Origin of the sequence: Streptomyces sp. NPDC002795, from assembly GCF_042888725.1 — a bacterium.
Lineage (GTDB): Bacteria > Actinomycetota > Actinomycetes > Streptomycetales > Streptomycetaceae > Streptomyces.
This window is the reverse complement of the sequence record NZ_JBIAQB010000016.1, coordinates 1-12,309: the sequence shown is the minus strand read 5'-3', so window position 1 is coordinate 12,309 and position 12,309 is coordinate 1. Positions and strand designations below refer to the sequence as shown.

Sequence of the window (12,309 nt, the reverse complement as noted above, 5' to 3'; positions counted from 1 at the left end):
GTGCACATCGGGACATGTCGGACCGCCCCCGTTACTGGCGGTACCCCCAGGCCGAAGGCAAAGAGCTCCGGCGTGCCCGGTGATCCTACTGACTCTCGTCAAGTACCGGGGCCTGTGGGGTGAGATGGGCTCAGGACGCTACGCTGTCGCACCGCGCGTGACGCCGTCCGGACGCCGCGCGGCCGCACCGATACCACGCCAAGTCATGACATTAGGGGGAACCGCGAGGTGAGCACCACAGCTCTTGCTGGAGGCGGGACCGGCTTCTGCCGGGTCACCGTCGCCGCACCGGACGCACGTATCGATGTGGCCCTGCCCGAAGATGCCGCTCTGGCCGACATCTACCCGGAGATCCTCCAGCTCTCCGGGCAGAGCCAGGCCGAGGGCGACCCCACCGGGTACCACCTGGTCCGCAGGGACGGCACCGTCCTCGACGCCGGCCGCTCGCTCGCCGACCAACGGGTCCTCGACGGCGACGTGCTGCTGCTGCGCCCATTCGCCGAGTCGCTGCCCGCGGCCGTGTTCGACGACGTCTCCGACGCGGTCGCCTCCGCGGTCCGCCGCGACCGGCGCCGCTGGAGCGACAACCTGATGAGCGTCGTCGGCCTCGGGGCGGGCGTCCTGCTGCTGACGCTGATGGCGTTCGCCCTCTGGTTCTCGAACCCGATCGATCGCGACATGCACAGCCTGCCCGGCATCATCGCCGGTGTCGTCGGCGTCCTGCTCGTGTCCCTCTCCGTGGTCCGCGCGCGGGTGTACGACGACCGCGCCGCGTCCACCTCGCTGGGCCTCGCCGCCCTGCCGCACCTGCTGATCGCGGGCTCCGGGATCTTCCCGGCCGAGGCCGGCGCGGGCCCGGGCCGGCTGCAGCTGCTGTCCGGCTGTGTCGTGGTGCTGATCGCCTCCGCGCTGCTCGTGGTGCTGCTGCCGCACGGCGACGCCGTGTTCGTCGCCGCGGCGCTCGGCTCGGCCGTCGGCGCACTGGCCACGTTCGGCGCACTGGTCACCGAGGCCTCGCCGAGCGAGGTCGCCGCCGTCACCGCGGTCGTCGCGATCATCGCGATGGCCTGGCTGCCCGGCATGTCCTCCCGCTCCGCCCGGCTGCCCATCGGCTACCGCTCGCCCGACCAGATCTCCCAGGGCCGCGACTACGGGCGCGACGAGGAAGAGCACATCGACTTCGACCGCATCGGCGCCCAGGTCCGTCGCGCGCACGAGCTGCTCCTCGGCCTCGTCATCGGCTGCGCGGCCCTCGCCGTCGCCTCGGCCGGCGTGGTCCTCGGCTTCTCCGACAACGTCTGGGCGCAGCTGCTCGCCCTGGCCGCCGGTATCGCCGTCATGCTGCGCGCCCGTCTGTTCGACTACACCGCTCAGGTCGCGTCCCTGGTCGTGGGCGGCCTGGTGATTCTCGGTCTGCTGATCCTCGGCGTGACCCTGAACACCCCGCCCGCCCTCCTGCAGAGCTTCATCCAGGGCGACAGTGCCCCGCTCAACATCCACATCCTCTGGTTCGCCGCCGCGATCGGCGCGGGAGCGGGCCTGCTCGTGATCGTCGGCCTGTCCGTGCCGCGCAAGGGCGTCTCCCCGTTCTGGGGTCGCATGCTCGACCTGTTCGACGGCTTCGTCCTGCTGACCCTCGTACCGCTGTGCCTCGCGGTGCTCGGCCTCTACACGCAGGTGCGCAGCATGGTCAGCTGATCCGGGGCCCGGTCGGCCGCCGTCAGGGCGGCCGCCGGGTGGCTGGTACGCTGTGTGACGGCCGCTTGTGTGCGCGCCTCCCGGCATAGCAGGACTCACCTGGGAGACAGCGCCGAGCGGATCCCGCCTCCGAGTTACAGAAGCTCTCCTGAGATGTAGACCAGGGGCGCTCGGTGGCAATCAAGACTCTACGAGGAGTAAGCGTGGCTCTCGACACCGCTACGAAGAAGCAGATCATGACCGAGTTCGGCACCAAGGAGGGCGACACCGGCTCTCCCGAGGTCCAGGTCGCCATGCTCTCCCGCCGTATCTCGGACCTGACCGAGCACCTCAAGACGCACAAGCACGACCACCACTCGCGTCGGGGCCTGCTCATCCTGGTCGGCCAGCGCCGCCGCCTGCTGCAGTACCTGGCCAAGAAGGACATCGCGCGCTTCCGTGTGCTGGTCGAGCGCCTCGGCATCCGCCGCGGTGCGGCCGGCGCCCGATAAAGACGCTGTGAGAGGGGGCGGTTCCCGATTGAGGGGGCCGCTCCCTTTGCCGTACGTGCGCACTGTCACCGAGGCTTTGTAGTCTGGTGACGTACGACTACGCAGATGAGGAGAAGCGGCACCTCGCCGCCGCCGGTCCTCGGTAGTGGCCCCCGGAGACGCAAGAGGATCCCCGGGAGCTTCGATCGAAGACCGGCCCGCACCCAAGGCGCGCTTCTCCACCCCGTCCCTCTGCCACACGGGCAGCAGCGGACAAAAGACGTATCAGACGAAAGTAACGGAGAAAACGCTAGTGGAGAACGAGACCCACTACGCCGAGGCCGTCATTGACAACGGCTCCTTCGGCACCCGCACCATCCGCTTCGAGACGGGCCGTCTGGCCCGCCAGGCCGCCGGCTCCGCCGTCGCCTACCTCGACGACGACACCATGGTGCTCTCGGCCACCTCGGCCTCGAAGAACCCCAAGGACAATCTCGACTTCTTCCCCCTCACGGTGGACGTCGAGGAGCGGCAGTACGCGGCCGGCAAGATCCCCGGCTCCTTCTTCCGCCGCGAGGGCCGGCCCTCCGAGGACGCGATCCTCACCTGCCGCCTCATCGACCGCCCGCTGCGCCCGTCCTTCAAGAAGGGCCTGCGCAACGAGATCCAGGTCGTCGCCACGATCATGGCGCTCAACCCCGACCACCTGTACGACGTCGTGGCGATCAACGCCGCGTCCGCGTCGACGCAGCTGGCCGGTCTGCCCTTCTCCGGCCCGGTCGGCGGCGTCCGCGTCGCGCTGATCAACGGCCAGTGGGTCGCGTTCCCGACGCACACCGAGCTCGAGGACGCCGTCTTCGACATGGTCGTCGCCGGTCGCGTCCTGGAGGACGGCGACGTCGCGATCATGATGGTCGAGGCCGAGGCCACCGACAAGACCATCCAGCTGGTCAAGGGCGGCGCCGAGGCGCCCACCGAGGAGGTCGTGGCCGCCGGTCTCGACGCCGCGAAGCCCTTCATCAAGGTCCTCTGCAAGGCCCAGTCGGACCTCGCCGCGAAGGCCGCCAAGCCGACCGCCGAGTTCCCGATCTTCCTGGACTACCAGGACGACGTGCTCGAGGCCCTGACCGCCGCGGTCAAGACCGAGCTCTCCGCCGCCCTCACCATCGCGGGCAAGCAGGAGCGCGAGGCCGAGCTGGACCGCGTCAAGGGTCTGGCCGCCGAGAAGCTGCTCCCGCAGTTCGAGGGCCGCGAGAAGGAGATTTCGGCGGCGTACCGCTCGCTGACGAAGTCCCTGGTCCGTGAGCGCGTCATCAAGGACAAGGTCCGCATCGACGGCCGTGGCGTCACGGACATCCGTACGCTCGCCGCCGAGGTCGAGGCCATCCCGCGCGTGCACGGCTCGGCCCTGTTCGAGCGTGGCGAGACCCAGATCCTGGGCGTCACCACGCTGAACATGCTGCGCATGGAGCAGCAGCTGGACACCCTTTCGCCGGTGACCCGCAAGCGCTACATGCACAACTACAACTTCCCGCCGTACTCCGTCGGTGAGACGGGCCGCGTGGGCTCCCCGAAGCGCCGCGAGATCGGCCACGGCGCGCTCGCCGAGCGCGCGATCGTGCCGGTCCTGCCGACGCGCGAGGAGTTCCCCTACGCGATCCGTCAGGTCTCCGAGGCCCTCGGTTCCAACGGCTCGACGTCGATGGGTTCCGTCTGCGCCTCCACCATGTCGCTGCTGAACGCCGGTGTGCCGCTGAAGGCCCCCGTCGCCGGTATCGCCATGGGCCTGATCTCGCAGGAGATCAAGGGCGAGACGCACTACGTCGCTCTCACCGACATCCTCGGTGCCGAGGACGCGTTCGGTGACATGGACTTCAAGGTCGCCGGCACCAAGGAGTTCGTGACCGCGCTCCAGCTGGACACGAAGCTCGACGGCATCCCGGCCTCCGTCCTGGCCGCCGCCCTCAAGCAGGCCCGTGACGCCCGCCTCCACATCCTCGACGTGATGATGGAAGCGATCGACGTCCCGGACGAGATGTCCCCGAACGCCCCGCGGATCATCACCGTCAAGATCCCCGTGGACAAGATCGGTGAGGTCATCGGCCCGAAGGGCAAGATGATCAACCAGATCCAGGAGGACACCGGCGCCGACATCACGATCGAGGACGACGGCACCATCTACATCGGTGCCCAGCAGGGTTCGCAGGCCGAGGCCGCCCGCGCCACGATCAACGGCATCGCCAACCCGACCATGCCGGAGGTCGGCGAGCGCTACCTGGGCACCGTCGTGAAGACGACGACCTTCGGCGCGTTCGTCTCGCTCATGCCGGGCAAGGACGGTCTGCTGCACATCTCGCAGATCCGCAAGCTCGCCGGCGGCAAGCGCGTGGAGAACGTCGAGGACGTTGTCGGCGTGGGCCAGAAGGTCCAGGTCGAGATCGCCGAGATCGACTCCCGCGGCAAGCTCTCCCTGATCCCCGTGGTCGAGGGCGAGGACGAGGACGACGCGAAGGACGACACCGACAAGTGACGTCCCGTAGCACCGAGACGACGGCCCGCACCTCTTCGGAGGGGCGGGCCGTCGCCCGTACCCAAACACTCATCAAGGGCACAGGCGGTATCGGCACGGTCCGCAAGACGACGCTGCCGAACGGCCTGCGCATCGTCACCGAGACCCTGCCCTCCGTCCGCTCGGCCACCTTCGGCATCTGGGCGCACGTGGGCTCGCGCGACGAGACGCCGACGCTGAACGGTGCGACGCACTACCTGGAGCACCTGCTCTTCAAGGGCACCAAGAAGCGCAGCGCGCTGGACATCTCGGCCGCCATCGACGCGGTCGGCGGCGAGATGAACGCCTTCACGGCGAAGGAGTTCACCTGCTACTACGCGCGCGTGCTCGACACCGACCTGCCGCTCGCCATCGACGTCGTCTGCGACATGCTGACCGGCTCGCTCATCGCGGAGGAGGACGTCGACGCGGAGCGCGGCGTGATCCTCGAAGAGATCGCGATGACCGAGGACGACGCGGGCGACGTCGTGCACGACCTGTTCTCGCACACGATGCTCGGCGACACCCCGCTCGGCCGCCCGGTCCTCGGCTCGGTCGACACGATCAACGCGCTCGGCCGGAACCAGATCACGCGCTTCTACAAGAAGCACTACGACCCGACGCACCTGGTCGTGGCCGCGGCCGGCAACGTCGACCACAACAAGGTCGTACGCCAGGTCCGCGCCGCCTTCGACAAGGCGGGTGTCCCGCAGGACGTCGCGGCGCCGGTCGCCCCGCGCACCGGCCGCAAGACCCTGCGCGCCGCGGGACGCATGGAACTCCTCGGCCGCAAGACCGAGCAGGCCCACGTCATCCTCGGCATGCCGGGCCTCGCCCGCACGGACGACCGCCGGTGGGCCATGGGCGTGCTCAACACGGCGCTCGGCGGCGGCATGTCGTCCCGCCTGTTCCAGGAGGTCCGGGAGAAGCGCGGGTTGGCGTACAGCGTGTACTCGTACACGTCGGGCTTCGCCGACTGCGGACTCTTCGGTGTCTACGCGGGCTGCCGGCCGAGCCAGGTGCACGACGTGCTGAAGATCTGCCGCGACGAGCTGGACCAGGTCGCGCAGCACGGCATCAGTGACGACGAGATCCGCCGCGCCATCGGCCAGCTCGCCGGTTCCACGGTCCTCGGCCTGGAGGACACCGGGGCGCTCATGCACCGCATCGGCAAGAGCGAGCTGTGCTGGGGCGAGCAGATGTCGGTCGACGCGATGCTGGAGCGCATCTCGGCGGTGACCCCGGACGAGGTGCGCGCGGTCGCACGCGACATCCTGGGACAGCGCCCGTCCCTGTCGGTCATCGGCCCGCTCAAGGACAAGCAGGCGTCGCGCCTGCACGAAGCGGTCGCGTAACACCGTTCTCCGTACGCTTTTCCGTACGCATTTCAGCACGCACCGAAGGAACTGGGAGATCATGAGCAAGCTGCGCGTGGCGGTCATCGGGGCCAAGGGCCGCATCGGCTCCGAGGCCGTTCGGGCCGTCGAGGCGGCCGAGGACATGGAGCTGGTCGCGGCCCTCGGCCGTGGCGACAAGCTGGACGTCCTCGTCGAGTCCGGCGCCCAGGTCGCGGTCGAACTGACCACGCCCGACTCGGTGATGGACAACCTGGAGTTCTGTGTACGCCACGGAATCCACGCCGTCGTCGGCACCACGGGCTGGACCGACGAGCGCCTCGCGCAGCTGAACCAGTGGCTGGCGGACTCCCCGGCGACGGGCGTGCTCATCGCCCCGAACTTCTCCATCGGCGCGGTCCTGACCATGAAGTTCGCGGAGGTGGCAGCGCCCTACTTCGAGTCCGTTGAGGTCATCGAGCTGCACCACCCGAAGAAGGTCGACGCCCCGTCCGGCACGGCCGCCCGCACCGCGCAGCTGATCGCGGCGGCGCGGGAGAAGGCGGGCAGCGCCCCCGCGCCCGACGCCACGGCCACAGCGCTCGACGGAGCGCGCGGCGCGGACGTCGACGGCGTCCCGGTCCACTCGGTCCGCCTGCGCGGCCTCCTGGCGCACCAGGAGGTCCTCCTGGGCGCCGAGGGCGAGACGCTGACGATCCGGCACGACTCGCTGCACCACAGCAGCTTCATGCCGGGCATCCTGCTCGGCGCCCGCAAGGTCGTCGCGGCCCCCGGCCTCACCTTCGGCCTGGAACACTTCCTCGATCTGAACGGCTGACCTGCTGCGATGCGCGCGAAAATCACCTATGTCGTCACGGCCGTCGTCCTGGTCTTCTACTTCGTCCTGGCCGGCGACCGCGGCGTCATGCTCCTCAGGGAGGGCACGGCGCTGACGGTCACCTTCGGTGTCGCGGTGCTGGTCATGCCGGTGATCGGCGTGTGGTTCCTGTGGGCGAACACCCGGTTCGTCACGAAGGCCAACCGCCTCGGTGAACTCCTGGAGGCGGAGGGCGGGTTGCCCGTCGACGAGCTCCGCCGCGACAGTTACGGCCGCATCGACCGCGACTCCGCCGACGAGGTCTTCGCCAGGCGCAGGGCCGAGACGGAGGACGCGCCGGGGGACTGGCGCTGCTGGTTCCGCCTCGCCGTCGCCTACCGGGACGCGCGGGACACCCCGCGCGCGCGGAAGGCGATGCAGCGCGCGATCGCGCTCCAGGAAGGCCGCTCCGTAGGCGTCTGACGCGTCAGCGCAGGGCGCGGTACTCCTCGGCCCAGACCTCGACGGTGTCGGCGGCCCGGTCGAAAGCCGTGCCCCGCCCCAGGAAGTCCGCGCTGTGACTGGTGAGCAGCGTCGTCCGATCCCCCTGCTGATCGCGCTGTACGAGGATCAGCGCCTGCCCCTGCACGGTGCGGGGCAGGCCGAGCCAACGCACGGGCTGCTGCACCGTACGAGCGGTGGCGACCCGGTCCCACGGCGCCGTGCGGGTGAAGAAGAAGCCGACGTGCCGCAGCCCGCGCGCGCTCACCCAGGTCCCCATGCGGAGCAGCCGCAGCGCCGACGCGATGATCAGCACGGCGAGCACGCCGCAGACGGTCGCGGCGGACGTGTCACCCGCGACGGCGATGATCACCGAGGCGAACAGCACGTACGACGCCAGGAGCAGCAGCAGCGCGGCCGCGCCCACCCGGTACGGGCCGGGGCGGTAGGGGCGGCGCCACTGGTCGCGGTCGTCGAAGGGCAGCGGGATGTCCGCGGCCTCGTCCAAAGCACGGTCGGCCGTCAGGAAGGGCAGGGGCACGACGGGTCCTCACTCGGTCCACGCGGTATGGGGGCTGTGCCCGGTGAGGCTATCCGGGGTCGTACCGGCCTTCCACCCCAGGGGGGCCGGAGGTGGACAGGGCGCGGCGGCGACCGTCAGTGACCGTCGGACGCCTCCGACTGCTGTACGTGCTGCGTGGTCTGATCGATCGACAGGGCCGGCATCCCGATCAGCAGGGCCCCCGCGAGGCCGGCCACGACGGTGAGGCCGACGAGCGCGCGTGCGGCGCGCTGCCCGACAGAGGGGCGCTCGCGCTGGGGCGGTGCGACGTTGCTACGGAACTTGTCGGCTTCGGCTATGAAGGCGAACGGTACGGGCTCGCGCCGACGGAACATGGGGCTGGGTCTCCTCAAGCGACTCATGATGCTCGAACAAAGTGTGTTCATCTACACAGACGAGCGATCGCCTCAAAGGGTGCCCTGTTTCACCAAATTCACCAAACTTCGCGCCTCTTCGCCGGAGATCGTCGTGAGAAGCGATCGAATGCCCTGTTGTCAGTGGCGGCCCGTAGAGTGGGCGCCGCCCTTGCGAAGTGATGGGAAGGACCCCGGCAGCATGACCGAAACCCCAGCTGAAGACCTCAAGCCGACGTTCCGCGGCGATGTGACCGTCGAGCTGGTGAAGCACACCGCGAGCGACACGGACGTGCTGTTCGCGGCCCGCGTCTCCACGCTCGGCGAGCAGTCGATCGACGAGCTGTCGAAGGACCCCGAGCGCTCCAAGGGCCTGATCAACTACCTGATGCGGGACCGGCACGGCAGCCCCTTCGAGCACAACTCGATGACGTTCCTGATCAGCGCCCCGATCTTCGTCTTCCGCGAGTTCATGCGGCACCGCGTGGGCTGGTCGTACAACGAGGAATCGGGAAGGTACAGGGAACTCCAGCCGACGTTCTACGTCCCGGACGCCGACCGCAAGCTGGTCCAGGAGGGCCGCCCGGGCAAGTACCGCTTCGTCGAGGGCACGCAGGCGCAGCAGGAGCTGACGGGCCGCGTGATGGAGGACTCGTACCGCCAGGCGTACGAGGCGTACCAGGAGATGCTGGCCGCGGGCGTCGCCCGCGAGGTGGCCCGTGCGGTGCTCCCGGTCGGCCTGTTCTCGTCGATGTACGCGACGTGCAACGCGCGGTCGCTGATGCACTTCCTCGGCCTGCGCACGCAGCACGAGCTGGCCAAGGTGCCGTCCTTCCCGCAGCGGGAGATCGAGATGGTCGGCGAGAAGATGGAAGCGGAGTGGGCCGCGCTGATGCCGCTCACGTACGCGGCGTTCAATGCCAACGGCCGTGTGGCGCCGTAGTCCGGGTATCGGCACAGATGTGCGGGCACCCGACCGAAGTGTCCGTATTGCGGCTTTTCGGAAAGTTCATCTAGCCTGATCAAACGGACCCGGCACTGCTTGAACCCCCGAGCAGGCAGTGCCGGGCTCCACCTTTGTCAGGCCTGTCGGCGATTCGTCCCGACTTATCGCATCCCCCGAGGGGGGACCCGGTACTGAGCAGCGAGTAGCGTGTTACCCATGGCTCCGACCTCGACTCCGCAGACCCCCTTCGGGAGGGTCCTCACCGCCATGGTCACGCCCTTCGCGGCGGACGGCGCACTCGACCTCGACGGCGCGCAGCGGCTCGCCGCCCACCTGGTGGACGCAGGCAATGACGGCCTGGTCGTCAACGGCACCACCGGCGAGTCCCCGACCACCAGCGACGCGGAGAAATCGGATCTCGTACGAGCCGTCGTCGAGGCGGTCGGTGATCGCGCCCACGTCGTCGCGGGCGTCGGCACCAACGACACCCGCCACAGCATCGAGCTCGCCCGCCAGGCCCAGCAGGCCGGCGCGCACGGCCTGCTCACGGTGACGCCGTACTACAACAAGCCCCCGCAAGAGGGCCTGCTCCGCCACTTCACGGCGATCGCCGACTCGACCGAACTTCCCGTGATGCTCTACGACATCCCGGGCCGCAGCGGCGTACCGATCAACACCGACACGATCGTCCGGCTCGCCGAACACCCGCGCATCGTGGCCAACAAGGACGCCAAGGGTGACCTCGGCCGCGCCTCCTGGGCCCTCGCGCGCTCGGGCCTCGCCTGGTACTCCGGCGACGACATGCTCAACCTGCCGCTGCTCTCGGTCGGCGCCTGCGGCTTCGTCTCGGTCGTCGGCCACGTCGTCGCGCCCGAGCTGCGCGCCATGCTCGACGCCTTCTCGTCGGGCGACGTGCACAAGGCGACGGAGATCCACCAGAAGCTGCTCCCGGTCTTCACCGGCATGTTCCGCACGCAGGGTGTCATCACGACGAAGGCCGCACTCGGCCTCCAGGGTGTCCCCGCAGGACCGCTTCGCCTGCCGCTCGTGGAACTCACCCGGGAAGAAACGGCCCAGCTCAAGATCGATCTTGCCGCCGGCGGGGTACAACTCTGATCACAGACTTGGCAAAGCTTCACAACTGAATGAACAGAATTACCAACTGAACAGCAAGACCCAGGAACCACCACAACTGTTATTGCACGAACGTCATGCGCGCCACGTGCCTATAGGTACGTGGCGCGCATGGTTGAGGAGAGTCTTTTGAGTCATCCGCATCCTGAACTCGGCGCCCCGCCGAAGCTTCCGAAGGGCGGCCTGCGCGTCACCCCGCTCGGCGGCCTCGGTGAGATCGGGCGCAACATGACCGTCTTCGAGTTCGAAGGCCGTCTGCTGATCGTCGACTGCGGAGTGCTCTTCCCCGAGGAGGAGCAGCCCGGAATCGACCTGATCCTGCCGGACTTCACGTCCATCAGGGACCGCCTCGACGACATCGAGGGCATCGTCCTGACGCACGGCCACGAGGACCACATCGGCGCCGTCCCATATCTCCTCCGCGAGAAGCCGGACATCCCGCTGATCGGCTCCAAGCTGACCCTCGCCCTCATCGAGGCGAAGCTCCAGGAGCACCGGATCCGCCCGTACACCCTCGAGGTCACCGAGGGCGAGCGCGAGCGCCTGGGCCCCTTCGACTGCGAGTTCATCGCGGTCAACCACTCCATCCCGGACGCGCTGGCGGTCGCCATCCGCACGCCCGCCGGCATGGTGGTCCACACCGGCGACTTCAAGATGGACCAGCTCCCGCTGGACCGTCGCCTGACCGACCTCCCGACGTTCGCGCGGCTCGGCGAAGAGGGCATCGACCTTCTCCTCACCGACTCGACGAACGCCGAGGTCCCGGGCTTCGTCCCGCCGGAGCGCGACATCTCGAACGTGGTCCGTGGCGTCTTCGCCAGCGCGCAGAAGCGGATCATCGTCGCGTCCTTCGCCAGCCATGTGCACCGCATCCAGCAGATCCTGGACGCCGCGCACGAGTACGGCCGCAGGGTCGCCTTCGTCGGCCGCTCGATGGTCCGCAACATGGGCATCGCCCGGGACCTCGGCTACCTGAAGGTCCCCGCAGGCCTGGTGGTGGACGTCAAGACGCTCGACGACCTCCCCGACAGCCAGGTCGTCCTGGTCTGCACGGGCTCCCAGGGCGAGCCGATGGCGGCCCTGTCCCGGATGGCCAACCGCGACCACCAGATCCGGATCGTCTCCGGTGACACGGTGATCCTGGCGTCGTCGCTGATCCCCGGCAACGAGAACGCGGTCTACCGCGTGATCAACGGCCTGACCCGCTGGGGCGCGAACGTGGTCCACAAGGGCAACGCCAAGGTGCACGTCTCGGGCCACGCGTCCGCGGGCGAGCTCCTGTACTTCTACAACATCTGCAAGCCCAAGAACCTGATGCCGGTCCACGGCGAATGGCGCCACCTGCGGGCCAACGCCGAGCTCGGCGCCCTGACCGGCGTCCCGCACGACCGCATCGTCATCGCGGAGGACGGCGTCGTCGTCGACCTCGTCGACGGCAAGGCGAGGATCTCCGGCAAGGTCCAGGCCGGTTACGTCTACGTGGACGGCCTCTCGGTCGGCGACGTCGGCGAGCCCGCGCTCAAGGACCGCAAGATCCTCGGGGACGAGGGCATCATCTCGGTCTTCGTGGTGGTGGACTCCAGCACCGGCAAGATCACCAGTGGTCCGAACATCCAGGCCCGTGGCTCCGGCATCGAGGACTCGGCGTTCCACGCCGTCATCCCGAGGGTCCAGGAGGTCCTGGAGAAGTCGGCCCAGGACGGCGTCGTCGAGCCCCACCAGCTGCAGCAGCTCATCCGCCGCACGCTGGGCAAGTGGGTCTCGGACACGTACCGCCGACGCCCGATGATCCTGCCGGTCGTCGTCGAGGTCTGAGGCACGTAAGGAGCGGGGGGGGGGGGGGGGGGGGGGGGGGGGCCCCCCCCCGCGCGGGGGGGGGGCCCCCCCCCGGGGGCCCCCCCCCCCCCCCGGGCGGGGGCCCAACCCCCCCCCCGGGGGGGAGAAGA

At 69.2% G+C, this 12,309-nt stretch carries 11 protein-coding genes; 9 read left to right on the top strand and 2 right to left on the bottom strand.

What is annotated here, in order from left to right; translation table 11 throughout:
* Positions 1 to 228 precede the first annotated feature (228 nt).
* The 6 genes from eccD to ACFYWS_RS35925 all read left to right on the top strand — a co-directional run bounded on the left by eccD (position 229) and on the right by ACFYWS_RS35925 (position 7,350).
* Complete coding sequence (gene eccD, locus ACFYWS_RS35950; protein ID WP_389283487.1) at positions 229 to 1,698, top strand: type VII secretion integral membrane protein EccD; 1,470 nt, start codon at positions 229 to 231, stop codon at positions 1,696 to 1,698.
* A gap of 203 nt (positions 1,699 to 1,901) precedes the next feature.
* The gene (gene rpsO, locus ACFYWS_RS35945; protein ID WP_326023811.1) at positions 1,902 to 2,189 is read left to right on the top strand and encodes a 30S ribosomal protein S15; all 288 of its coding nucleotides are present in this window, start codon (positions 1,902 to 1,904) and stop codon (positions 2,187 to 2,189) included.
* 292 nt (positions 2,190 to 2,481) lie between these two features.
* Positions 2,482 to 4,698, top strand: a complete 2,217-nt coding sequence (locus ACFYWS_RS35940; protein WP_389283486.1) for a polyribonucleotide nucleotidyltransferase — start codon at positions 2,482 to 2,484, stop codon at positions 4,696 to 4,698.
* A complete protein-coding gene (locus ACFYWS_RS35935) occupies positions 4,695 to 6,071 on the top strand; it encodes a M16 family metallopeptidase (RefSeq protein ID WP_389283484.1) in 1,377 nt (458 codons plus the stop codon). The genes ACFYWS_RS35940 and ACFYWS_RS35935 overlap by 4 nt, the downstream gene beginning before the upstream one ends.
* A gap of 61 nt (positions 6,072 to 6,132) precedes the next feature.
* The gene (gene dapB / locus ACFYWS_RS35930) at positions 6,133 to 6,888 is read left to right on the top strand and encodes a 4-hydroxy-tetrahydrodipicolinate reductase (protein WP_389283482.1); all 756 of its coding nucleotides are present in this window, start codon (positions 6,133 to 6,135) and stop codon (positions 6,886 to 6,888) included.
* 9 nt (positions 6,889 to 6,897) lie between these two features.
* Positions 6,898 to 7,350, top strand: a complete 453-nt coding sequence (locus ACFYWS_RS35925) for a hypothetical protein (protein ID WP_389283480.1) — start codon at positions 6,898 to 6,900, stop codon at positions 7,348 to 7,350.
* Between the two features lie 4 nt (positions 7,351 to 7,354).
* Here ACFYWS_RS35925 and ACFYWS_RS35920 read toward each other — a convergent pair whose 3' ends face one another.
* Positions 7,355 to 7,909 (bottom strand): hypothetical protein, encoded by a 555-nt coding sequence (locus ACFYWS_RS35920; RefSeq protein ID WP_389283478.1) that lies wholly within the window; start codon positions 7,907 to 7,909, stop codon positions 7,355 to 7,357.
* A 116-nt stretch (positions 7,910 to 8,025) separates the two neighbouring features.
* On the bottom strand, positions 8,026 to 8,265 hold the full coding sequence (locus ACFYWS_RS35915) for a hypothetical protein (RefSeq protein ID WP_389283476.1): 240 nt from the start codon (positions 8,263 to 8,265) through the stop codon (positions 8,026 to 8,028).
* Between the two features lie 220 nt (positions 8,266 to 8,485).
* Between ACFYWS_RS35915 and thyX the strand changes: the two genes are divergently transcribed.
* The 3 genes from thyX to ACFYWS_RS35900 all read left to right on the top strand — a co-directional run bounded on the left by thyX (position 8,486) and on the right by ACFYWS_RS35900 (position 12,178).
* A complete protein-coding gene (thyX, locus tag ACFYWS_RS35910) occupies positions 8,486 to 9,226 on the top strand; it encodes an FAD-dependent thymidylate synthase (RefSeq protein ID WP_327661216.1) in 741 nt (246 codons plus the stop codon).
* A 219-nt stretch (positions 9,227 to 9,445) separates the two neighbouring features.
* Positions 9,446 to 10,345 carry a 4-hydroxy-tetrahydrodipicolinate synthase gene (gene dapA, locus ACFYWS_RS35905; protein ID WP_389283474.1) on the top strand — a complete coding sequence of 300 codons (900 nt, stop codon included), beginning with the start codon at positions 9,446 to 9,448 and terminating at the stop codon, positions 10,343 to 10,345.
* Positions 10,346 to 10,492: 147 nt separating this feature from the next.
* Positions 10,493 to 12,178, top strand: coding sequence for a ribonuclease J (locus tag ACFYWS_RS35900; RefSeq protein WP_389283473.1), 1,686 nt, complete (start codon positions 10,493 to 10,495; stop codon positions 12,176 to 12,178).
* Positions 12,179 to 12,309 lie beyond the last annotated feature (131 nt).